Here is a 22,465-nt window from a genome sequence, read left to right as displayed (position 1 = left end):
TAATTCTCAAAAAGTAAATATACCAATATTAATTGGTCTCGGGGAATTTCCCCCTGATTACTTAATGCTTGTACTTTAACACTTCAGACCTTCCTTTTTTAAAGATCTTGTTGCTATTTGGTATCCCTTTTCTAAGTGCTTTTTGCTCTTCAAAAGGAAGTGCGTTTATCTCCTTACAGGTATTAGAACAACACGTATCCATTGTTTTAGAACATTCTTCGCATTGAATAAACAACAAATGGCAGGCTTCATTTGCACAGTTTACATGTGTGTCACAAGCTTTTCCGCATTGGTGGCAATTGGAAATTACTTCATCTGTAATGCGCTCTCCACGTCTATGATCGAAAACGAAATTTTTACCCACAAATTTATTTTCTAAAGATAGGTTTTCAACTTGTCTGGCATACTCAATAATCCCGCCTTCTAATTGAAAAACCTTTTTGAAACCTTTGTGTTTATAATATGCACTAGCCTTTTCACATCTAATCCCTCCGGTACAATACATTACCAGATTCTTGTCTTCTTTATGCTCTTTTAGATCTTCTTCTATTATAGATAAAGAGTCACGAAAAGTATCCACATCTGGAGTTATAGCGCCTTTAAAATGGCCTATTTCGCTCTCATAATGATTTCGCATATCTACCAATATGGTATTGGGATCATTTAGAAGTTCATTAAATTTATCGGCATCAACATGCACCCCTTTGTTGGTAACATCGAAGCTTTCGTCTTCCAAACCATCTGCAACAATCTTATCTCTAACTTTCACTTTTAGCTTCAGAAAAGATTTTAAATCATGCTCAATTGCAATATTCAACCTTATATTTTCAAGAAAATAAATGCTATCTAAGAAATTTTTGAATTCATCGAATTTCTTAGCAGGAACAGAAAGTTGTGCGTTTATGCCTTCGTGGGCGATATAAATCCTTCCAAGAACCTCCATCGCATCCCAGGCAATAAAAAGATAATTTCTAAATAATTTTGGATTTCCAATTTTGGCGTAGGCGTAAAAAGAAAGTGTCAACCGGTCTTCCCCGGCTTCCTCGATAAGAGTAGCTCTTTCCTTTGCGCTTAGTTTATTGTACAGTTGCATGCTATACTAATATTTTAAGTTTAAAGAATGTTTTTTGCAAAGATAAAACTTTAAAGTCAAGCAAAAAAAATGCCTTGAAATTCATTTTTCAAGGCATTTTTTATGAATGGCTAATTCGTTATTTATTATTTTAAGTTTTTCGATAAAACAATCAAATAACGTTATCCACCATCAATTCTAATATTTCCAACCCCAAGTATAGAAACACCAGAATCAACTCCATTCAAGATTAAGCTTATTTTTATAAAATGCATACTTATTGGTCTTACTATAAATAAGATGCTTATAATCTAAAAAGGTTGCGTGTTAAAATTGTAGTGAAGGAAAACTTGTACTATTTTAGCAGCACGCAAATAAAAAAGAAGAAATGAGCAACGAAAAAGAAAAAGAAGCAAAGTTAAAAGCCTTGAAGCTTACCTTGGATAAGATGGACAAAACTTATGGTAAGGGAACGGTTATGAAAATGGGTGACCAAGCGGTTTCAGATGTAGAAGCTATTTCCACAGGATCTTTAGGTCTTAATGTTGCTTTAGGTGTTGGCGGATATCCAAGAGGAAGAGTGATCGAGATTTACGGGCCAGAATCTTCAGGGAAAACCACGCTTACCCTTCATGCTATAGCAGAAGCCCAAAAAGCTGGTGGAATTGCTGCATTTATTGATGCTGAACATGCTTTTGATAGAACTTATGCTGGGAATCTTGGTGTAGATATTGAAAATCTAATTATTTCACAACCAGATAATGGAGAACAGGCGCTAGAAATTACCGACAATTTGATTCGCTCTGGTGCTATAGATATTATAGTAATAGATTCTGTTGCTGCACTTACTCCTAAAAGTGAGATTGAAGGAGAGATGGGAGATTCTAAGATGGGACTGCATGCAAGACTAATGTCTCAGGCACTTAGAAAGCTTACTGCGAGCATAAGCAAAACCAATTGTACTGTAATATTTATTAACCAACTTAGAGAGAAGATTGGAGTAATGTTCGGAAATCCGGAAACAACTACTGGTGGAAATGCTCTTAAGTTTTATGCTTCTGTGAGGTTGGATATAAGAAGATCCACTCAAATAAAAGACAGTAACAGTAACGTATTGGGTAATAAAACTCGTGTAAAGGTTGTGAAGAACAAAGTTGCGCCACCATTTAGAATGGCAGAGTTTGATATTATGTACGGAGAAGGAATTTCTAAAATTGGAGAAATTATAGACATAGGCGTAGATTATGAGATCATTAAAAAAAGCGGGTCATGGTTTAGTTATGAAGACACAAAGCTAGGACAGGGTCGTGATGCTGTTAAAGCAATTCTTAAAGATAATCCAGATCTAATGGATGAATTGGAAGAAAAAATTACAAAGGCAATTAAAATTGCTAAGGAACAATAAGCTCCACTTTTAAAGACTTTTTAAAAAAAACCCGCGATTGCGGGTTTTTTTTATGTTTATACGCAACCCTTTAGTTAAAAACGCATCTGTAAAATATAGAACCTGTAAGGTTTGTTGGTTATTGAAATGAAAAAACTACCGTTGTTGATATTTGTTGCTTACCTAATATTAGGTTGTTCAAAAGATGATGGTGAATCTTTAAATCAAGAATTAGCTCCAACAGTATCTGTAAACATCCCAGATAGTTTAAAAACTGGGCAAGCTTACGAGTTTGATGTTCTTTATAAAAAAACTACACATTGTCATTATTTTTCGGGCTTTGACGTCTCTAAAAATGAGAATACAATTGTAGTTGGTGTTGTAAACAATTACAGATCAGTCAATAATAATTGTAGTACAAACGGTAATTTACAGGAAACAGCAAAATTAAATTTTGTTGTAGAACGGGAGGATTTTTATATCTTTAGGTTCTGGCAGGGAAAATCTTCAGTAGGTGAAGACATGTTTTTAACAAAAGAGGTTCCCATTATCCCGTCAGATCTTTAAATATTAATAAAATCACCCCAACTATTGAGTTTAGAAAAACTCATACATAACTGTAAAAAACAGGATATAAAAGCACAGGAACAATTGTATAGGCTTTACGCCAATAAATTGTTTTCTGTTTGCTTAAAATATTCTAATAGCTATCAGCAGGCTGAAGACAACCTGCAGGATGGTTTTATTATAATATTTAATAAAATCAAACAGTACCAAGATAAAGGTTCTTTTGAAGGTTGGATGAAGCGTGTAATGATCAATAACACACTTCAGAAATACAGAAAACAGACAGTTTTTGAAATTGTTAATGAAGAACATTTAAAAGAACCAGAAGTAGAAATTGATGATGAATTAGTTTCCGTAGATTATTTATTAAAGATCATACAAGAATTGCCAGATAGATATAGGCAGGTATTTAATTTTTATGCGTTAGATGGATATTCTCATAAAGAGATAGCAGAAATGATGCAAATCTCTGTGGGCACATCCAAATCTAATTTGGCAAGAGCACGAATTATATTAAAAGAAAAGATTGAAGCCAGTCAAGTTATGCCTGTTGCACAGTCTTATTAGGAATGGAAGAAAAAAAACACATAGATAGAGTTTTTCAGGAGAAATTTAAGGATTTCGAAGCGACTCCGCGCGATGTGGTGTGGGAGAATATCTCCTCACGATTAAATGAAAATAAAAGAAAGAATCGAGTTTTACCTTTATGGTATAAAATAGCAGGGGTTGCCGCATTACTTGCCTTATTTATAAACTATACCAGCGGTCTCTTCAAGAATCCCGCTAGCAATTCTCCAACAATATCTACGCTGGTTAATGACGACGCTTTAAACATCAGTTTGGCCTCTCAGCAATACACCCAAAACATGATTAAGTCTTCTATTATACTTAAGGCTATAATACAGGACACAAACAATAAAGCAGCAGCCGAGATTACAGGGGAAATTATTAAGGGCTCCAATACTGAAGGGAATCAAAGAAATACAAAAGTGATTTCTTTGATTACTAGCGATAAGTATACTTTTAGCGATTATAATACTTCTGTAGTAAACACTGCTTCAAAAGAAAATAAAGAAAGTAAAACTTCCTTAGAGAATAAAAAAGACCTTCCGATTCCATCCTTAATACCTGAAGAAATCTCTTTAGCGGAAAACACACTTTCACCTAAAAAACTTCGTGTTTCTACTATGGCAGCGCCAATTTATTACGATAATTTTGGAAGCGGCACATCTATAGATCCGCAATTCGAAAATAATGCGAGTAGTGGTGAGATATCGATCTCCTACGGAATCAATTTAGCGTATCAAATTTCAGAAAAGATAAAAATTCGATCTGGTATTAGCAAAGTTGACCTTAGCTATAACACAAAAAATATAGCCTTTACAGCAGCGGTAAATCCTACAGCATTAAGCAGTATAAATTATTCTGACGGAAATGTTCCTAATTTTAGAATAGAGAACAGGACCGTTCGGCAGTTTAGTAATTTGAGCGCTTCTGCCGAATTTAATCGGGCTAGTTTAGCTTCACCAACAGCTGGTTATTTAAACCAAAAATTAGGTTTTATTGAGGTTCCTTTGGAAATAGAATATGTTCTTGTAGACAAAAAGATAGGTTTGAATATAATTGGTGGGGGTAGTACCTTATTCCTTAATGATAATATGATCTCGTTGAATTCCACAGACTTTTCTACAAACCTTGGAGAGGCAAATAACTTGAATAATATTAGTTTTACTACCAATCTTGGAGTTGGAATTGATTATAATATTTCCCCTCAATTTCAATTGAACCTGGAACCAATTTTCAAGTATCAACTAAATACGTTTACTCAAACTACAGGAAATGTAAATCCTTATTATTTTGGAGTGTATTCTGGGTTTAGCTTCAAATTCTAAGAACTAACCTATAAGGACGGATTTCTTAATTCGTTTAAAATAACATCGTAAACCTCTTTTTTTAATTCCCTTTTTTCCTCTTGTCTCCGGTTAACTGTAGGAACTATTTCATGCACTTTGGCTCTCATAATTCCTGGACTTCCAGAAAAGAATGTGTAGGAAAAGCGTCTTTTATTATCATGAAATGTAATAGGTACAATAGGAATTTGATGATCTATAGCCAATCTAAAAGCGCCATCTTTAAAAGCAACCAACTCTCTATCTTTGTCCTCTGGCACACCTCCTTCTGGGAAAATACATATACTATTCCCTTGATTTAATCTTCGTTGACACTCCTTGAATACCCGTAATTTACTTTGCTGATTGCCTCTATCTACAACAATGCATGTACGTTTATAGAAGAATCCGAATAACGGAATTTTAGTGAGCTCTTTCTTTCCAACGAAAATAAAAGGATGATCTATTACCGCCAACATCATCATGATATCTATTATAGATGTATGATTTGCAACAAACATATAGCTATTGCCTTTAGTTAAATTAGCAGCATTCAATTTCTTCGGAATAAAACCCATTCCATATAAAATAGATTTAGCCCAAATTCGGGTGCAATAAAAATATTGGGAGTAAAATTTTTCAGAAGACGAAAAAACCAATAAAAAAGGGAGCATCACAATTATGGGAAGACCCATAAGAATATAGAACCAGATTCTCCACAATGCAATTAAACCAGCTTTTAATATGTTCATAGTTGCCAAAAATACTAAAATGAATTAAGCGAATTCAACAAAAGAAGTACCTTTGTGAAAATTTAAAAAATTCCATGGCAAGAATACTTACCGGCGTACAAAGTACGGGAACTCCGCACTTAGGAAATTTACTTGGAGCAATAATTCCAGCGATAGAAATGGCCAATAAGCCTGAAAATGAATCGTTTTTGTTTATTGCGAACCTGCATTCCCTTACCCAAATTAAAGATGCAGCACTACTTAAAGAAAACACGTATTCTACCGCAGCAACTTGGCTAGCGTTTGGTTTGGATATTGAAAAGACTGTTTTTTATAGACAAAGTGATATTCCGCAGGTAACGGAGCTTTCATGGTATTTAAGTTGCTTTTTTCCGTACCAGCGATTAACGCTTGCGCATTCTTTTAAAGACAAAGCAGATAGGTTAGAAGATGTAAATTCTGGTTTGTTCTCTTACCCAATGCTAATGGCAGCAGATATCCTTTTGTATGATGCTGAAATTGTCCCTGTTGGAAAAGATCAATTGCAACATATAGAAATGACCAGAGATGTTGCTTCCAGATTTCATGCACAAATGGGTGAAACCTTTGTAATCCCAGTAGCCAAGGTCGAAGAACATTCTATGTACATTCCTGGAACAGATGGTGCAAAGATGAGTAAATCCAAGAATAATGTGATCAACTTATTCCAGACAGATAAAAAACTGAGGAAACAGATCATGGGTATCGAAACAGATAGTACTCCCATGGAGGCCCCTAAGGATCCAGACACTTGTAATGTATTCTCAATCTTTAAATTACTTGGAGACAAAACCCAGGAAGAAGAATTGAGACAAAAATACTTAGCTGGGAATTTTGGATATGGCCACGCAAAACAAGCATTATATGAACTAATTATTAATAAGTATGCCACTGAACGTGAAAAATATACTTATTACATGAATAATTTATCTGAAATAGACACTGCTTTAGAAAAAGGAGCTGCAAAAGCTACATCTGTGGCAAGTACTGTTCTAGAGAAAGTAAGAACCAAGTTGGGATATTAAATAACCTCGAATAATTTACCCGGAAGTGGGCGAATTGCCCCTTTTAATTCCATTTCCAACAAAATGCCCGCTGCCTTATACGTGGGCATTTTGCAATTTAAAGCAATATGATCCAGTTGTTGCCTTCCCGCATCTTGCAGAAAATCATAGACCAACTGCTCCTGAGCTTCCAACTCTATAAATAATTGTTTTTGTACAGCTGCTGAGTTATTTTGAACATCCCAATTTAAAATATAAACAAGATCTGCCGCTGAAGTTAACACATGGGCATTTTGAGATTTAATTAAATTAAGACATCCGGAGCTTTGCAGATCTGTTGGTCTTCCAGGAACTGCAAAAACTTCCCTGTCATAAGAATTGGCGATATCTGCGGTTACCAACGAGCCTCCTTTAGCTGCGCTTTCAATAACTACCGTTGCCTCGCTTAATCCCGCAATAATTCTGTTTCGTTTTAAAAAATTATTCCTGTCAAAATTATTTGAACTCCAAAAATCAGTGTAAAAACCGCCATTCTCTTCTAAAGCAGCACGATACTTCGCATGTGTCTTTGGATATATTTGATCAAAACCATGGGCTAAACACCCGATGGTTTGCAGGCCATTTTTTAAAGCAGCTTTATGCGCGGTGATATCTACCCCATATGCAAAACCAGAAATTATAACCGGATCTAGTATAGCTAGGTCCTCAATGAGCTTTTCACAAAAAATAGTTCCAGCAGAAGTGATCTTTCTTGTACCTACTATACTTAGGATTCTCTTCTTGTTTAAATCTATATTCCCTTTTGAAAATAACAAAATCGGGCCATCATTACAATGTTTAAGTTTTTCGGGATAATCAAGATCTTGATAATAATGAATGTTTATGCCGTTTTTCTGTATAAATTTCAATTCAGATTCTGCCAGTCTAAATCTATCAGCATCAAAAAGGCCTTGCAGCTTGATCTTTCCAATCCCGTCAATTTTCAATAAACTTTCTTTCTTAGTACTAAAAATTGCTTCCGCAGAGCCAAAATGCCTGATCAATTTTTTAGCTGTACTGTCTCCAAGGTTTGGAGCGCTTTGTAATGCTAAGGTTGAAAGTAATTCAGAATCAGTCATAAATAGAAAATTTCTCTAGTTTTTATTTTGTTGAATTTAATTTAATAATACGTTATTTAACTGATATGCAATTGTTTCTGAATAAATTTCCAATAAAAAGATTTGTTAATAAGATATCTTTGGCTATTTTTAGAGTATCACATAAATCCTTATTTTTGTTTTGATGACTATAGCGACCTACATTTCCGATTTACTTTACAGATATGAGTGTGTAATTTTGCCTGGATTCGGTGCCTTTTTATCTCAAAAGGTTTCTGCTGAATTCAATGAAAAACAGCAAAATTTCTATCCTCCAAAAAAGCAACTTTCTTTTAACTCCCAGTTAAAGAAAAATGATGGCTTGTTAGCCAACTATATTGCCGAAGTAGAAAACTTAGGGTATAGACAGGCTGTCTATAAAATTGAAGAGTATATACAACAGCTTCAATTTCAGCTAGAAAACGACAAGAATTATACAATTAAAAATATAGGAACTTTTGAAGTTTCTGGTGAAGGAAAACTGCAATTCGCGCCGTTAACTACCACTAACTTTTTAGCTGATTCTTTTGGATTATCTTCCATCCCTGCACTTTCAGTATCTAGAGAAGAGCTTAAAAAACAAGTTGAAGAATTAGAGGAAAAAGCACCTATTTTATTTACTCCAGAAAGAAGAAGTAAAACTCCTTATTTGAAATATGCTGCTATTGGATTATTAGCATTGGGATTAAGCGGGTTTACAGGATTAAAATTATATAGCAACCAAGTAAGTAATCACAATATTGCAGAGCAACAAGCTGCAGAATCTCAACTTCAGCAAAAAATACAGCAAGCAACTTTTATTATAGACAATCCGCTGCCGGAAATCACCTTCACTGTGACCAATCAAAGTGGAGATTATCATATTGTTGCCGGAGCCTTCCGCGTGGAAGAAAATGCACATCAAAAAGTAACAGAATTGCGTGCAGAAGGTCATAAAGCAAGATACATTGGGGAAAACAAATATGGCTTACACCAAGTAGTTTACAGTAGTTATCTAACCAGAAGAGATGCTATAAATGCACTTTATAAAGTTCAAAAAACCAATTCAGGATCTTGGTTACTAGTTCAAGAACTTTAAGAATCTATTAACTTGTCTAGACTAGATTAGCGCTGTACCTTTGCCCAAAATTGGCGTAATGCAAGCAAAAAATCCGAAAGATTCCAGAACTATTCTTACAGACTTGGTACTTCCAAGTGAAACTAACCCATTAAATAATCTTTTTGGAGGGGAACTTTTAGCTCGTATGGATAGAGCTGCTAGTATTGCAGCCCGTAGACATAGTCGCAGAATTGTTGTTACTGCATCAGTAAACAATGTTGCCTTTAATAAAGCAATTCCGCTAGGAAGTGTTGTAACTGTAGAAGCTGCTGTTTCCAGAGCTTTTAAGAGTTCTATGGAGATCTTTATAGATGTTTGGGTGGAGGATCGTGAAAGCGGAAAACGCTCTAGAGCCAATGAAGCTATTTATACTTTTGTAGCTGTAGATGAAACAGGAACTCCTGTAAATGTCCCCGAATTAAATCCTGAAACTGAGCTTGAAATAGAACGTTATGAAGCTGCTTTGAGAAGAAAACAACTAAGCCTGGTTTTAGCAGGTAAAATGAAACCTAAAGATGCTACAGAGCTAAAAGCTTTGTTTGAGTAAGATCCTATAAAATTATTTAGGCCTCTTTTTGCTTTAAAAGCATTTCTTGAAATTTTTCAGGGTTTTCTGGATATACATGAATCTCATCAAATTTATTGAATTGAACAGATACATAGCGATTGGGTTTTCCATTGAGAATCTGAATCCATTTTTTCTTTTCCACAATCTCCACTCTCCTTATTCTGTTAGTAGAAATTATTTGCTTATTGAGAATTTTTTCTATCACCAATTCTTTGGCTGTGATTTGTTATTTTGTTCTAGAGTTGTCAATATATGGAAGTAAATAAAACACAAAAGGATAGAAGGCGTAAAAATACCAATGTTCGTCGTATAAAATGACAGGTGAGAGAATAACCAATAATATACATATCATTATTAGCGCATTATAACCATAGTCCGTCTTAAATTCCTCCATGCTACATTTTTCCAATCCAATCTTCAGGATCCATTTTATCTGTGTTCTTATATATCAAGAAGTGTAAAGTGGTTTTACCTGAGCTTGAACTTGTAGCTACTTCACCAATATCTTGATTTAAGGAAACCACGTCTCCCTTGGTAACATAAACATTAGAAAGGTTGTTATAGATGGTAATATAATCCCCATGACGAACCATTACCGCCTTGTTTGCTCCTTTCACAGCTTGCACCTCACTTACTACCGTTCCGCCAAATATTGCGCGTGCCTTAGCGCCTTTATCTGTATCTATACGTACCCCATTACTTTCTATGGTTGTAGATTTTACGATTGGGTGTTGTTGTGTTCCAAATCTCATACTTATTACACCAGATCTTACCGGCCAAGGTAGTTTTCCTTTATTACTTGCGAAATTAGCTGCCAGAGCTTTAGCTTCCGGAGTAAGTTCATATACATCTCGAGAACTAGAACCACTTTCTTTATTCGCTTTTGCAATAGAAGCCCGGATAATCTCGTCTATTTGTCTATCTATAGCATTAATTTCTTGTTGCTTTTTCTTAATTTGTGAAGCAAAAACACCTTCTTTACTACGAATACTTTTAATGAGTACTTGCTGTGATTTTCTGTTTTGTTCCAGTTGCGCTCTTGTTTCTCTATTCTCTATTACAAGTTTTTCCTTTACTTTCTTTTGATCCAGTAAGTTTATATTAAGCACCTGTAATTCTTCAGATTTTACTTTAATCTCATCTCCTTGTTTCCTTCTATAATTGGCATACTGCTTCATATATTGCAATCTCTTATAGGCTTGCAAAAAGTTCTGGGAAGATAATAGAAACATGATCCTACTCTGCTGAGATTTGCTTTTGTAAGATTTTTGGATCATTTTACCATAATCCTCTTTCAAACTCTCCAATTCTTTCCGAAGTGTCTGAATTTTACTGGTATTAGAGCTTATGTCGCGGGTAAGAATATTGGCTTGCTGATTGGTAACTTTAATCAAATTCTCTGTAGTACGAATCTGCCTATCCAAGTCTTCAACTTCCGTAAGTACAGATTTCTCCTTTTTCTTATTCGAAGAACGTAAGCTATTTATTTTTTGGATCTCATCACGTAGTTCTATTCTACGCTCTTCTAGACTCTCACGAGTATCCTGAGAATAAACTTTAGCACATCCAATTAAAAGGAATGCAATTATAAAAATATGTTTGGAGTAGGTATTTAACTTCATTATTCTATCTGAATTTCATCGTAACCGGAAGGGATATTAAAAGGAAAACTAACCGATTCATTAAAAGTAACCGATCTATAGGCAATTTCCACCTGAGTTCCTTTACCCTCACTACTAGCTACAATCTTAATTTCTTCAGGAAAATTCTGATTATTCACTTTCTGATATTTTGGATACGTAATTGTTACGTTCCTGTTTTCCTTTTCCTGAGCTAATTGCTGTGCAAGTACCTTATAATTTTTAGCATCTAATAAGAATAGCTTTTTTACCAATTCCAAAGTGTTAGATGGCACTAATTGATAACCTTGGGTAGATTCTGTTAATACATATTTATCTTCTCTAAGGTCATAGATCGCTTGGCCTATTAATAGGTTCTGAAGTTTTTTAAAATCCAATGGAGTTCCCAACCATTTACTTACCAAAGCATAATCTCCATCAAAATACGTCTTCCCTATTTTCTCATAATAACTCACTCTGTTTGGAGTGATTAAAACCTTTGCCAAAGGAATTCCCAATAGCTGTGCGCTCATCCAAATCGCACTGTCTTTTTGCATTCTAAAACTCACTGTAACAGATTGTGAGCGCTCATCATCTTGATAGTGCAATCTTAGCCTACTATTTAAAGTTTTAAAGTCTGGTTCGTTGCTATAATGCATGGCAACAACCTTTTTAACCGCAGCATCCTCTATAACCAATGCTTTCTTTTTACTTCCACATCCAATTAATAAAAGGGAAACAAGTGTTAGGGTAAATATTTTCTTGATCATTTAGTTTTCTGTTTTTTTAATTGAATTGGTCCTTTCTTTAAATTCAGAGGCTTTAGATGAATTTCCTAATCCAGAATATGCAACCGACAGTTGCTCATAAAAATCACGTTCCATATCCATATCATCTATTAAATAATCCAGGCCAAATGTAAGTATTTCTTGTGCTTCGTTGTACTTCTTTAAATTATTTAAAGCGGCTCCTTTTATAAGGTATAATAAGGTTTGTGCAGGAAACACCTCCAATCCTGAACTGCTTAATTTTAAAGCATCCTGAAATTTCAATAGATCTAGCTGAAGCAATAATGTATTTCTAAGCAATTCATAATTATTAAGGTTTTCACCTATTCCCATTTCAAAAAAAGCAAGTGCCTGTACTTTTTCTTTTTTCTGAAGAAAATAATCTCCAAACTTCTGAAAGATCTCAGGGGTGTTCTCTTTTTCTGAAAATAAAGCAGCTACCTGTTTTAAGTCTTCTTCATACTTCGGATTTTCATTTACAAACAATAAAAAATCATTCAATACCTTAAATTTTGAAGCCGTATCAATCTCTTCAGATTGCAACACTAACCTCATAGAGCTTAACGCATCTTCAGTTCTATTCTTATTCAAATAAAACTTATAAAGAGCCAGATGTACCACTTTTGAAGTGGGAAAGAGTTGTTGCATTTTCTGCGCTGCCTCGAAAGCCTCTTTTTCTAATCCTTCATCGCTGTACACAAAGATAAGATTGAGATAATTCATCTCTTTTTCAGGATTCAAAGAAATAGATTCCTGTAAAGTCTTTATTTGTGCCGAAGTATTATTGGTAAGCGCATAAATTTGTTGCCTTAAACTATTCCTATATTCTGTAATACCAAGCTCGGCATCTAACTGATCTAATAAAACGATCAATTTATCGAACTGCTGAAGTTCAAAATACATTTTCGCTAAATCATCGTAATATTTCTCATTATAAGAAACTAACTCTTTATTAATCAAAATAGCCGGCTCGTATTGCTTGTTCAGATAATACGATTCCATTAAAGCCTGAAGGACCCACTCTCTATTAGGCTCTAACCTGTTTGCCTTTTGAAAATTATCTATAGCCTTATCAAGATCATTAAGGAATTTATAGTTCTTCCCTAATTCGAAAAAAACAACCGGGTTATTAGGCTGAATTTTTTCGCATGCCTTGAGTGCAATAATTGCTTTTTCATAGTTCTCAATCGCCTTTTGCTTTAGCGCTTCAAAAAAATGTTCCTGAAACGCGTCGCTTACCTCGCCCAGATCGTCTACTGCAACTTCTTGTAATGGCGCCGGCGCTTCTTGAGCACTAAGCTCTGAAGTCCAAACTCCCATTAAAAGGAAAACATAGACGAGTAAATGCTTCATTAGAATTATATTTTTATACTAGTCCAAAACAGAATAATCTCCAATACTGATTTGAGTGAAATTCCCATCAAACTTGGCATTACTACCAATCATGGCATTATCCAGATTAGCATTCATGATAACAGATTCATTTTGAATAAGGCTATTCTTGATAGTTGAATTTTCAACTTTTGTACCATTTCCAATAGAAACATTTGGACCTATTTTAGCGTTGGTAAGCACAACATTCTCACCGATAAAACAAGGTTCGGTAATTTCAGAATTTGTGATCTTCACAGAATCTGAGATCAATTTTTCGCCATCTTGATGTAAGAAATTAAGCATTCTTCCATTGGTTTCTACAGTGATCTGCTTATTTCCGCAGTCCATCCATTCGTCAACCTTTCCAGGAACAAAAACATTTCCACTAGCTTGCATAGCTTTAATACCATCATTTATCTGGTATTCTCCACCACGAATAATATTTTGATCCAATACCTTTTGTAACTCCCCTTTAAGAACAGCAACGTCTTTAAAATAATAGATTCCTATCACAGCAAGATCTGAAACAAATTCCTCGGGCTTTTCAATCAATTCGGTGATCTCATTTTTTTCGTTCAATTTCACTACTCCGTATGCATTTGGGTTTTCAACTTGTTTTACCCAAATCACCGCATCTGCATCTTTGTTCAGTGTAAAATCTGCTTTGAACAGTGTATCCGCATAAGCAACTACTGCCGGACCAGAAAGAGAATCTTTAGCGCACATTATAGCGTGTCCAGTCCCTAAAGGTTTATTCTGATAATAGATTGTTCCTTTAGCTCCCAAGCTCTCTGCAATCGCCTTTAAATCGGTTTCTACCTTTTCTCCAAAATCCTGACCGATGATAAATGCAACTTCATCTACCTTTTCATCCAAAACCTTTGCAATGTCTTCTACCAATCTATGAACAATTGGTTTTCCCGCGATAGGAATTAATGGTTTAGGTACAGTTAACGTATGAGGTCTTAATCTTGAGCCACGACCGGCCATTGGTACTATTATCTTCATCTTATATTTTTATTCTTTGTTTACAATATAAATTCGTCATCTGAATTTATATCAGGATATTAATCGGTGCTATAATATTTTAGAAGCTGAAACAAGTTCAGCTTGACGATAATTAAAAGGCTTTTTAATCAAGAACCTCGGGGCAAGCACACGAGGTATGAATTGAAAAGATTCTTTTAAAATTCGAGGCAAGAATCGGGGAATTAAACCCTCAATGAGGGATTAAATTATTTATTCCCAGTACTTCCAAAGCCTCCGGCTCCTCTACTAGTATCTTCCAGAACTTCTACTTGCTCCCAAGTGATCTGTTCATGCTTGGCAATGACCATTTGTGCCACTCGCTCCCCATTTTCAATTACAAAATCTTCATTGGAAAGGTTTACAAGAATTACGCCTATTTCCCCACGGTAATCTGCATCTATGGTTCCCGGGGAATTCAATACTGTAATTCCCTTCTTAGCCGCCAAACCACTTCTTGGTCTTACCTGAGCTTCAAAGCCCAATGGCAATTCCATAAAAAGGCCTGTTTTAACGATAGCTCTTTCTAAAGGTTTTAACGTGATAGGTTCTAAAATATTGGCTCTCAAGTCCATTCCTGCAGAGAATGCAGTTTCATAATTTGGTAAGTCGTGCGCCGACTTATTTATAATTTTCACTTTCATTGATTCAGAATTTGTTTAAAATCTTTACGTTCTATTAAAATTACAGTAATTAAGAATATTGCTACGAAGAGCACACCTATTAAATAATTTTCTCGGAAATAATTGAATGAAACTGCGGACAAGCCTATAGCTAATAAGAGATATACACTTATGCTTTTCAATTTATAAGGTACAGGATAATATTTTCTTCCGAAGTAAAATGATATAAGCATCATAGTTCCATATGCAGCTAAGGTTGTGTATGCTGAAGCCATAAATCCTATAACAGGGATTAGAGCAAGGTTCATAAAGATAGTGATCAATGCACCAAATATCGATATGTACATTCCCGCTTTTGTTCTATCTGTTAGTTTATACCATATCGCTAGATTATGATAAATCCCCAGGAACAGATTTGCTAATAAAATTACCGGCACTATAGAAATTGTTATCCAATAATCTGGATTTGGTATAATAAGGATTTTAAAAAAGTCTAAAAACACAACCATAACCAAAAGGATCAGGCTTCCGAAAATGACAAAATAGTTCAGGATATTGGCATAAATCTGTTTTGCATTCTCCTGTTTGGAATGATTAAAAAAGAATGGTTCTGCCCCCATTCTAAATGCTTGTACGAATATGGTCATGAAGATGGCTAGCTTATAACAACCCGCATAAGCCCCCATGACATCTTCAGAGATCATATCTTTCAATAATATTTTATCTAGCATTTCATTAATAACAAATGCAATCCCTGCTATCATGATAGGCCAACCATATTTCCACATCTGCTTAAAGATGCCAAACTTAAACTCGATCTTAGATTTGAAAAAGTATGGAAGTAAGATTAAAAAAGTAGCTCCACTAGCCAGTAAATTAGCGAGAAATATATATTGTACCTGATCTTCTGAAGAATATCGATCCAACACAAAATCTGGAACGAGACTTGGGTAATCGGGAACTAACCATAGAAAAAAGAAATTTACCAAAACCACTATTGCAATATTAAAGATCTTTATTCCTGCAAATTTGATGGGTCTGTTAGAAGCCCTTAGATATGCAAAAGGCACAACTACTAAGGTATCAAGTGCTAAAATTGCTAAAAGCATATTGAAATACTTAGGACTAAGATCTACTAATCCTATTAGATAATCTCTGAAAATAAAAACTAGTGTAAAGAATAATACTGTGGTTACTGTTAGACTTATAAAAGCTGTTGAAAAAACCTGCTCTTTTTTTTCTGAATGGCTGAAATACCTAAAGAAAGCGGTTTCCATTCCATAAGTAAGAATCACATTGAAAAATGCAGCCCAAACAAAAAAAGTGGTGTTTACAGAATAGCCGACCGTAGAAAGTGCTGTAACATGCAACGGAACCAAGATAAAATTCATGAGCCTCGGCAAGACAGTGGCAAATCCGTAAATTATTGTGTCCTGAAAGAAACGTTTTAAGGTGCTCAAATGCGGCTTGGTTTAAACTATAAATATCCTAATTTATCGGCTAACAATTGGGTTCCAAAATTATTATTTCCCCATTGTTTTTAACAAAAAAGCTGTCTTCGCATAAAACTCAATTTACTTAAAAATAATTGTATGCAAAATATCATATTGTTACCGTCACCCTGAATTTATTTCAGGGTCTCAATTAATTGAATTCACTCACCATGTTATGAGATTCTGAAACGAGTTCAGAATGACGCCTTTTTTCATTTTAGGGTACTTCACAGACAAAAAACGGAATGAAAAAAAGCTTCATTCCGTTTCTAATGGTTAATAAATATAAGATTATACTCTTTGTTTAACGCCAGTAAGCCTGTAATATTTCACTTTAGAGTTCTGAGTGAATATTAAAATGGCTTCATCATCATTCAGCTCAAAGTCCATCTTCTCTATTTTTTGAGGTATTTTATTCCCATACTCTTCTTTAGGATCTGAACTCATTATCATATCTGGCTTTCCTGTATTGAAAGTCGCCCTAAATACTCCAGGAGAATCTGGGCTAGCAATTAAGGGAGCTTTTTTATTTCTGAAGTACACACTATCTAAACTCACTCTGTTTGTTTGAATGGTAGTTACAGGAATGTATAAATTGATGATCTCTCCTTGAGCAGTATAATAGGCGTTATCCATTTTTACGGGAGCTTTTTCTTGTAGATCTTTATTGCCAGCACAGTTTGCAAAAAGAGCAGTAAATATGGTCGCACTTAAAAGTAGGTAAAGATATTTCATGATGATTTTGTTTTAGTTGAGTTGTATAAAACAAAATGAGTGCCAAAAGAAAAACCCTCCATAGTTATGAAGGGATTTATGTTTGTTTATTATGTCAGTCTGAGCTTGTCGAAGGTTTTATTTTGTATAATTCACACTTCGACCTTTAGATTTGTCAAGAGATTCCTCCTGTGTCGGAATGACATCATGAGAAACTCAATGTGAAAATATATTTTCTAATTATTCAATGCTTCAGCTCCACCAACAATCTCTAAGATTTCGTTTGTAATAGCTGCTTGTCTTGCTTTGTTGTAAGACAATTTAAGCGCATCTCTTAATTCTGTTGCATTATCTGTTGCCTTATGCATCGCCGTCATACGAGCTCCATGCTCTGATGCTAAGGAGTCACTCATCGCTTTAAATAACTGCATTTTTAAAGACTTAGGAATAAGATCTTTTACAATCTGTTCCTTTTCTGGTTCAAAAATATAATCTAAAGTTACATTCTCTTCAGTTTCAAATTTCTCTATAGGTAAAAACTGTTCGGTTATTACATCTTGAGTTGCAGCATTTACAAACCGATTGTATACAATCGAGATCTCATCATACTTTCCATCCAAGAACCATTGCATAATATTTTCTGCAATTGCAGCTACAGTATCATACTTAAGATCGTCGAAAATAGCATTGTTGTTCTCTGCAACTGTATAAGTCTTACTTAGAACATCATTCGCCTTTTTTCCTAAAGTTAAGATCTCTACGTTCTTATCACTGTATTTTGAAGCAGCAACTGCACGAGCACCTTTAACAATATTTGTGTTGAAAGCTCCAGCCAATCCTCTGTTAGAAGATATAGCAACTATCAAAACCTTTTTAACATCTCTTTGTTCAGCATAAGGGCTTCCGCTATCTGCATCTAAAGAAGCACTAAGGCTTTGTAGCAATTCAGTTAACTTTTCAGAATAAGGTCGCATTGCAGTAATGGCATCCTGTGCTTTACTCAACTTTGCAGCCGACACCAATTTCATGGCACTGGTAATCTGCATGGTTGATGAAACCGAAGTAATCCTGTTACGTAATTCTTTTAAGTTTGCCATATTATATAATTCTGAATTCTCAATTCATAATTAAGAATTTTTTATGCTTTATATTTTGAAGAAATCTCTTTTGCAGATGACACCAAAGTATCTGTAATTTCATCTGTAAGTTTTCCAGCTTTTAAACCATCTAAAGTAGCACGATGTTTTAAATTCAAGTATTCTAAATACTCTTTTTCAAATTCTTTCACCTTGTTAACAGGAACATCTCTCAAAAGGTTCTTAGCTCCTGCAAAAATAATTGCAATTTGATCTTCTACCGGGAAAGGGTCATTCTCTGCTTGTTTCAAGATTTCTACGTTACGCTTTCCTCTTTCAATAATATTTAAAGTAGCAGCATCAAGATCAGATCCAAACTTAGCAAATGCTTCCAATTCACGGAATTGCGCCTGGTCTAATTTTAAAGTACCTGCAACCTTTTTCATCGCTTTTATCTGAGCATTTCCACCCACACGAGATACAGAAATACCTACGTTAATCGCTGGACGAACCCCAGAGTTAAATAAATCTGATGTTAAGAAGATCTGACCATCTGTAATCGAAATTACATTGGTTGGAATATATGCAGAAACATCTCCTGCCTGAGTTTCAATAATTGGCAATGCAGTTAAAGAACCACCACCTTTTACCAAATGCTTAATAGAATCTGGAAGATCATTCATTTCTGAAGCGATCTTGTCATTGTTAATTACTTTTGCCGCACGCTCTAACAATCTAGAGTGTAAGAAAAATACATCCCCAGGATATGCTTCACGTCCCGGTGGGCGACGTAATAATAGCGAAACCTCACGGTATGCTACTGCTTGTTTAGAAAGATCATCAAATACGATAAGTGCTGGACGACCAGTATCTCTAAAATACTCACCAATTGCAGCACCTGCAAAAGGAGCATATACTTGCATTGGAGCAGGGTCTGATGCGTTTGCCGCAACAATAGTAGTATAAGCTAAAGCACCTTTTGCTTCTAATTTCTGAGCAATTCCTGCAACAGTAGAAGCTTTTTGTCCAATAGCCACATATATACAATGTACAGGATGTCCTGCATCGTAAAATTCTTTTTGATTCAAGATAGTATCAATACACACAGCAGTTTTACCTGTCTGACGGTCACCAATAACTAACTCTCTTTGTCCTCTTCCAACTGGCACCATAGCATCAATAGCTTTGATCCCTGTTTGCATAGGCTCTGTAACTGGTTCACGGAAAATAACCCCTGGTGCTTTACGCTCCAATGGCATTTCGTAAGTTTTTCCTTGAATAGGACCTTTTCCATCTATTGGAGCTCCCAAAGTATCTATAACTCTACCTGTAATTCCTTCACCAACATTGATAGAAGCAATACGCTGAGTTCTCTTAGCTACAGATCCTTCTTTAATTTCTTTAGAAGGTCCTAAAAGTACTACCCCAACATTGTCTTCCTCAAGGTTAAGTACAATTCCTTCTAATCCACTTTCAAATTCAACTAATTCTCCATATTGAGCATTAGCTAAACCATAAATACGTGCAATACCATCCCCAACGGTTAGTACTGTTCCTACTTCGTCTAAAGTAGCTTTTGCTTCAAAACCTGAAAGTTGTTTTTTTAATATTGCTGAAACTTCAGCTGGATTTACTTCGGCCATAATTATTTAGAATAAAATTGATACACCTAAAGCGTATCTGTTTTCATTAAATTTTTGAAATATACGTGTTGTTAGTAAGCTCTCTGCTTAAATTACTAAGACTTTTTGCAACACTGGTATTGTATTGAAGATCTCCTACTCTAAGGATAAAACCTCCTAATATACTTGGATCTACTTTACTTTCTAAAGTTGCCACATTTCCTGTAAGCTCCTTTACTTTCTCAAGTATCTTAGCTTCCAAATTAGCATCTAATGGAACCGCGGTAGTTACTTCAGCAACTTGTATGTGGTTCATTTCATTAAATAGAGCAGTATAACTTTTAGCTACAGCTTGAAGCTGGATAATTCTGTTATTGTCTACAAGAATATCAAAAGCTCCCAAGGTTATAGTGTGAGCTGCTTTAAAGATTTCCTTCAATGCACTCTTTTTAACATTGTCTTTCACAACCGGACTAGCCAAAACATCTTGTAGCTCCTCACTGGAAGAAATAGTTTCATTTATGGAAACCATATCATTATTGACCAACTCAGTAGCGTTTTGATCTTTTGCCAATTCTAAAATTGCTTTCGCGTATCTCTGTGCAGCTCTGGTACTTTCCATAAACTTATTTTAACGTAACATCTGCTAACATATCCTCAACCAATTTGTGTTGTTTCTCTGTAGTAGATAATTGTTCACGAATAACTTTTTCTGCGATCTCGATTGATAAAGTAGCAACCTGATTTTTAAGGTCTACCATTGCAGCATTTTTCTCGTTCTCGATAATAACCTGTGCATTAGCAACAATTTTATCTGCTTTAGCCTGAGCTTCTGCAGCTGCATCTGAAACAACTTTCTCTTTTATTTCGCGTGCTTCTTTAAGCATTGCATCCCTTTGCGCTCTTGCCTCATTTAGCAATTTCTCATTATCTGCCTGAAGGTTTTGCATTTCCTTTCTAGCATTTTCTGCAGAAAGTAAGGCGTTTTTAATCCCTTCTTCACGATTATTTAATGAGTCTAAAATTGGTTTCCATGCGAATTTTCTAAGCAACAAAATTAATACTACAAGTATCAATGCTTGCCAGAAGAATAATCCAAAAGAAAAATCATTTATTAACTTTTCCATAATTCTATATTATAAGTAATCTAGTTTTTTTAAAAAATTAAATCAAACCTTGCAACCAACCGTTACAAGGTTTGATTCTTTTTTGATTATACTGCAAACAATGCAGCAAAAGCAACACCTTCTAACAATGCAGCAACAATAATCATTGCTGTTTGTATTTTTCCAGCTGCTTCTGGCTGACGAGCAATTGCATCCATTGCAGAACCACCAATCTTACCAAGACCAATACCCGCACCGATAATTACTAAACCAGCTCCAATTAAATCAACATTCATAGCTTCCATATCTACTTATTAAAAATTAAACTTACTTATTATTAAACTTTATTATATAACAGGAATATCTTCACTATGATCCTTTGGATGATGATCATGTTCCTCAACCGCCATACCTATATACAGCGCGCTTAATAGAGTGAAAATATATGCCTGTAAAAATGCTACTAATAGTTCTATGACTGAGATAAATAGGGTGAATCCGAAAAACGCAGGCCCTGCTATCCAGTTTTGAAATACTACAATTAGACCTAAAAGACTCATTACAACAACGTGACCAGCAGTCATGTTTGCAAACAATCGAATCATCAAGGCAAATGGTTTTGTTATCATACCTAAAACTTCTATAGGCATTAAAACAATTTTCATAGGTATTGGCACTCCTGGCATCCAAAAGATATGCTTCCAGTAATGCTTGTTCCCACTAAACTGTACAATGATAAAAGTGATTAAGGCAAGACAAAATGTTACTGCAATATTACCTGTAACATTAATCCCTAGAGGAGTTAATCCAAATAAATTCAATATCAAAATGAAGAAAAACACGGTTAATAAGAACCCCATGTATTTTCTGTATTTAGGACCTATGTTTGGCTTAGCGATATCATCTCGCACATAAATCACTAAAGGCTCCAACACTCTACCAAAACCGGTAGGAATATCTTTATTCTTATAAGCAGATGCAAGACTTTTGAACATTATAAACATAAGTAATGAGACAACTAACATTGCCAATACATTCTTAGTAATAGAAAAATCTAAGGGTCTAGCATTTGTAGGAAAACCATCTTCTCCGTAAGTAATAGTACCTTCAGAATTGGTTTTATATATTTTGTTGTGATAAAGCTTATAAGTCGCCCCATCTAAACTTACTAAAGATTCTCCATGATGAAACTTTGATGCAGAAAACACTTTTAAACCATTATCCCATAATATAACGGGTAATGGGAAACCATAATGATCGCCAGTAGCCCCATCTGAAAAGAAATTAAAATAATGCGAGTCTTGAAGGTGGTGATCTATATATTCGGTAACTTCTTCTTTAGTATCAATTTTACCAGGTACTTCGTGAACTGCAGTGTCCTCATTATCCACATGCTCTACTCCATATTCTTGAGCATAGTTATTCACTGAAAAAAGCACTATAAAAACAGCCAATAAAATTTTAACGATGTTATCCTTTTTCATTCCAGGTATAGTTTCGGTCTATAAATTTCGGTGCAAATGTACACAATTTAA

24 protein-coding genes are annotated in these 22,465 nt (G+C 34.9%); 7 read left to right on the top strand and 17 right to left on the bottom strand.

Going from position 1 to position 22,465, the window contains the following annotated elements; all coding sequences use genetic code 11:
* Positions 1-61 precede the first annotated feature (61 nt).
* On the bottom strand, positions 62-1,093 hold the full coding sequence (gene trhO, locus ES724_RS00710) for an oxygen-dependent tRNA uridine(34) hydroxylase TrhO (protein WP_146928274.1): 1,032 nt from the start codon (positions 1,091-1,093) through the stop codon (positions 62-64).
* A gap of 367 nt (positions 1,094-1,460) precedes the next feature.
* Here trhO and recA point away from each other — a divergent pair, with 367 nt between their 5' ends.
* The 4 genes from recA (at position 1,461) to ES724_RS00690 (ending at position 4,915) form a co-directional block, all read left to right on the top strand.
* The gene (recA, locus tag ES724_RS00705; protein WP_146928272.1) at positions 1,461-2,477 is read left to right on the top strand and encodes a recombinase RecA; all 1,017 of its coding nucleotides are present in this window, start codon (positions 1,461-1,463) and stop codon (positions 2,475-2,477) included.
* 126 nt (positions 2,478-2,603) lie between these two features.
* Positions 2,604-3,023 (top strand): hypothetical protein, encoded by a 420-nt coding sequence (locus tag ES724_RS00700; RefSeq protein ID WP_146928270.1) that lies wholly within the window; start codon positions 2,604-2,606, stop codon positions 3,021-3,023.
* Positions 3,024-3,047: 24 nt separating this feature from the next.
* Positions 3,048-3,590, top strand: coding sequence for an RNA polymerase sigma factor (locus tag ES724_RS00695; RefSeq protein ID WP_026836921.1), 543 nt, complete (start codon positions 3,048-3,050; stop codon positions 3,588-3,590).
* 2 nt (positions 3,591-3,592) lie between these two features.
* The gene (locus tag ES724_RS00690) at positions 3,593-4,915 is read left to right on the top strand and encodes a PorT family protein (RefSeq protein ID WP_146928269.1); all 1,323 of its coding nucleotides are present in this window, start codon (positions 3,593-3,595) and stop codon (positions 4,913-4,915) included.
* Positions 4,916-4,923: 8 nt separating this feature from the next.
* Here ES724_RS00690 and ES724_RS00685 read toward each other — a convergent pair whose 3' ends face one another.
* On the bottom strand, positions 4,924-5,664 hold the full coding sequence (locus ES724_RS00685) for a lysophospholipid acyltransferase family protein (RefSeq protein WP_170249826.1): 741 nt from the start codon (positions 5,662-5,664) through the stop codon (positions 4,924-4,926).
* Positions 5,665-5,738: 74 nt separating this feature from the next.
* On the opposite strand from ES724_RS00685, the gene trpS reads away from it, so the two are divergent.
* Positions 5,739-6,707 (top strand): tryptophan--tRNA ligase, encoded by a 969-nt coding sequence (trpS, locus tag ES724_RS00680; RefSeq protein ID WP_146928265.1) that lies wholly within the window; start codon positions 5,739-5,741, stop codon positions 6,705-6,707.
* Here trpS and dprA read toward each other — a convergent pair.
* Positions 6,704-7,804, bottom strand: coding sequence for a DNA-processing protein DprA (gene dprA, locus ES724_RS00675; RefSeq protein WP_146928263.1), 1,101 nt, complete (start codon positions 7,802-7,804; stop codon positions 6,704-6,706). The two genes, trpS and dprA, sit on opposite strands and share 4 nt — an antisense overlap.
* A 163-nt stretch (positions 7,805-7,967) precedes the next feature.
* Here dprA and ES724_RS00670 point away from each other — a divergent pair, with 163 nt between their 5' ends.
* Complete coding sequence (locus tag ES724_RS00670; RefSeq protein ID WP_146928261.1) at positions 7,968-8,900, top strand: HU domain-containing protein; 933 nt, start codon at positions 7,968-7,970, stop codon at positions 8,898-8,900.
* A gap of 58 nt (positions 8,901-8,958) precedes the next feature.
* The gene (locus ES724_RS00665) at positions 8,959-9,468 is read left to right on the top strand and encodes an acyl-CoA thioesterase (protein WP_026836915.1); all 510 of its coding nucleotides are present in this window, start codon (positions 8,959-8,961) and stop codon (positions 9,466-9,468) included.
* Between the two features lie 16 nt (positions 9,469-9,484).
* Here ES724_RS00665 and ES724_RS00660 read toward each other — a convergent pair whose 3' ends face one another.
* From ES724_RS00660 to atpB, 14 genes are all read right to left on the bottom strand, one after another.
* Positions 9,485-9,631, bottom strand: coding sequence for a hypothetical protein (locus ES724_RS00660; protein WP_170249825.1), 147 nt, complete (start codon positions 9,629-9,631; stop codon positions 9,485-9,487).
* Between the two features lie 253 nt (positions 9,632-9,884).
* On the bottom strand, positions 9,885-11,111 hold the full coding sequence (locus ES724_RS00655; RefSeq protein WP_146928257.1) for a murein hydrolase activator EnvC family protein: 1,227 nt from the start codon (positions 11,109-11,111) through the stop codon (positions 9,885-9,887).
* Entirely contained in the window at positions 11,111-11,878 is a 768-nt protein-coding gene (locus ES724_RS00650; protein ID WP_146928255.1) for a DUF4292 domain-containing protein, read from the bottom strand. Before ES724_RS00650 ends, ES724_RS00655 begins: the two co-directional genes overlap by 1 nt.
* Positions 11,879-13,249: a tetratricopeptide repeat protein gene (locus ES724_RS00645; protein WP_146928253.1), complete on the bottom strand. Its 1,371-nt coding sequence runs from the start codon at positions 13,247-13,249 to the stop codon at positions 11,879-11,881.
* An 18-nt stretch (positions 13,250-13,267) separates the two neighbouring features.
* Positions 13,268-14,278 (bottom strand): sugar phosphate nucleotidyltransferase, encoded by a 1,011-nt coding sequence (locus ES724_RS00640; protein WP_146928251.1) that lies wholly within the window; start codon positions 14,276-14,278, stop codon positions 13,268-13,270.
* Positions 14,279-14,505: 227 nt separating this feature from the next.
* A complete protein-coding gene (gene dut, locus ES724_RS00635; RefSeq protein WP_026836910.1) occupies positions 14,506-14,940 on the bottom strand; it encodes a dUTP diphosphatase in 435 nt (144 codons plus the stop codon).
* The gene (locus ES724_RS00630; RefSeq protein ID WP_146928249.1) at positions 14,937-16,379 is read right to left on the bottom strand and encodes an oligosaccharide flippase family protein; all 1,443 of its coding nucleotides are present in this window, start codon (positions 16,377-16,379) and stop codon (positions 14,937-14,939) included. The genes dut and ES724_RS00630 overlap by 4 nt, the downstream gene beginning before the upstream one ends.
* A 324-nt stretch (positions 16,380-16,703) precedes the next feature.
* Positions 16,704-17,147 (bottom strand): hypothetical protein, encoded by a 444-nt coding sequence (locus tag ES724_RS00625; RefSeq protein WP_146928247.1) that lies wholly within the window; start codon positions 17,145-17,147, stop codon positions 16,704-16,706.
* Between the two features lie 215 nt (positions 17,148-17,362).
* Positions 17,363-18,223: an ATP synthase F1 subunit gamma gene (gene atpG, locus ES724_RS00620; protein WP_146928245.1), complete on the bottom strand. Its 861-nt coding sequence runs from the start codon at positions 18,221-18,223 to the stop codon at positions 17,363-17,365.
* Between the two features lie 41 nt (positions 18,224-18,264).
* Positions 18,265-19,845, bottom strand: coding sequence for a F0F1 ATP synthase subunit alpha (gene atpA / locus ES724_RS00615; protein ID WP_026836902.1), 1,581 nt, complete (start codon positions 19,843-19,845; stop codon positions 18,265-18,267).
* Positions 19,846-19,891: 46 nt separating this feature from the next.
* A complete protein-coding gene (gene atpH, locus ES724_RS00610; protein WP_026836901.1) occupies positions 19,892-20,446 on the bottom strand; it encodes an ATP synthase F1 subunit delta in 555 nt (184 codons plus the stop codon).
* 4 nt (positions 20,447-20,450) lie between these two features.
* Complete coding sequence (locus ES724_RS00605) at positions 20,451-20,951, bottom strand: F0F1 ATP synthase subunit B (protein ID WP_146928243.1); 501 nt, start codon at positions 20,949-20,951, stop codon at positions 20,451-20,453.
* 86 nt (positions 20,952-21,037) lie between these two features.
* Positions 21,038-21,235: an ATP synthase F0 subunit C gene (atpE, locus tag ES724_RS00600; RefSeq protein WP_010231529.1), complete on the bottom strand. Its 198-nt coding sequence runs from the start codon at positions 21,233-21,235 to the stop codon at positions 21,038-21,040.
* A 42-nt stretch (positions 21,236-21,277) separates the two neighbouring features.
* The gene (atpB, locus tag ES724_RS00595) at positions 21,278-22,414 is read right to left on the bottom strand and encodes a F0F1 ATP synthase subunit A (RefSeq protein WP_146928241.1); all 1,137 of its coding nucleotides are present in this window, start codon (positions 22,412-22,414) and stop codon (positions 21,278-21,280) included.
* Positions 22,415-22,465: the final 51 nt, after the last annotated feature.

The sequence above is a fragment of the Gillisia hiemivivida genome, from assembly GCF_007997295.1.
GTDB classification, from domain to species: domain Bacteria; phylum Bacteroidota; class Bacteroidia; order Flavobacteriales; family Flavobacteriaceae; genus Gillisia; species Gillisia hiemivivida.
Note: the sequence above shows the minus strand (reverse complement) of the source record. Positions and strands in the feature narration are given on the sequence as shown.

Coding starts and splice junctions, on each gene's coding strand:
- trhO (WP_146928274.1), bottom strand. CDS start 1,093: ATGCAACTGTACAATAAACTAAGCGCAAAGGAAAGAGCTACTCTTATC.
- recA (WP_146928272.1), top strand. CDS start 1,461: ATGAGCAACGAAAAAGAAAAAGAAGCAAAGTTAAAAGCCTTGAAGCTT.
- ES724_RS00700 (WP_146928270.1), top strand. CDS start 2,604: ATGAAAAAACTACCGTTGTTGATATTTGTTGCTTACCTAATATTAGGT.
- ES724_RS00690 (WP_146928269.1), top strand. CDS start 3,593: ATGGAAGAAAAAAAACACATAGATAGAGTTTTTCAGGAGAAATTTAAG.
- ES724_RS00685 (WP_170249826.1), bottom strand. CDS start 5,664: ATGAACATATTAAAAGCTGGTTTAATTGCATTGTGGAGAATCTGGTTC.
- trpS (WP_146928265.1), top strand. CDS start 5,739: ATGGCAAGAATACTTACCGGCGTACAAAGTACGGGAACTCCGCACTTA.
- dprA (WP_146928263.1), bottom strand. CDS start 7,804: ATGACTGATTCTGAATTACTTTCAACCTTAGCATTACAAAGCGCTCCA.
- ES724_RS00670 (WP_146928261.1), top strand. CDS start 7,968: ATGACTATAGCGACCTACATTTCCGATTTACTTTACAGATATGAGTGT.
- ES724_RS00665 (WP_026836915.1), top strand. CDS start 8,959: ATGCAAGCAAAAAATCCGAAAGATTCCAGAACTATTCTTACAGACTTG.
- ES724_RS00655 (WP_146928257.1), bottom strand. CDS start 11,111: ATGAAGTTAAATACCTACTCCAAACATATTTTTATAATTGCATTCCTT.
- ES724_RS00650 (WP_146928255.1), bottom strand. CDS start 11,878: ATGATCAAGAAAATATTTACCCTAACACTTGTTTCCCTTTTATTAATT.
- ES724_RS00645 (WP_146928253.1), bottom strand. CDS start 13,249: ATGAAGCATTTACTCGTCTATGTTTTCCTTTTAATGGGAGTTTGGACT.
- ES724_RS00640 (WP_146928251.1), bottom strand. CDS start 14,278: ATGAAGATAATAGTACCAATGGCCGGTCGTGGCTCAAGATTAAGACCT.
- dut (WP_026836910.1), bottom strand. CDS start 14,940: ATGAAAGTGAAAATTATAAATAAGTCGGCGCACGACTTACCAAATTAT.
- ES724_RS00625 (WP_146928247.1), bottom strand. CDS start 17,147: ATGAAATATCTTTACCTACTTTTAAGTGCGACCATATTTACTGCTCTT.
- atpG (WP_146928245.1), bottom strand. CDS start 18,223: ATGGCAAACTTAAAAGAATTACGTAACAGGATTACTTCGGTTTCATCA.
- atpA (WP_026836902.1), bottom strand. CDS start 19,845: ATGGCCGAAGTAAATCCAGCTGAAGTTTCAGCAATATTAAAAAAACAA.
- atpH (WP_026836901.1), bottom strand. CDS start 20,446: ATGGAAAGTACCAGAGCTGCACAGAGATACGCGAAAGCAATTTTAGAA.
- ES724_RS00605 (WP_146928243.1), bottom strand. CDS start 20,951: ATGGAAAAGTTAATAAATGATTTTTCTTTTGGATTATTCTTCTGGCAA.
- atpE (WP_010231529.1), bottom strand. CDS start 21,235: ATGGAAGCTATGAATGTTGATTTAATTGGAGCTGGTTTAGTAATTATC.
- atpB (WP_146928241.1), bottom strand. CDS start 22,414: ATGAAAAAGGATAACATCGTTAAAATTTTATTGGCTGTTTTTATAGTG.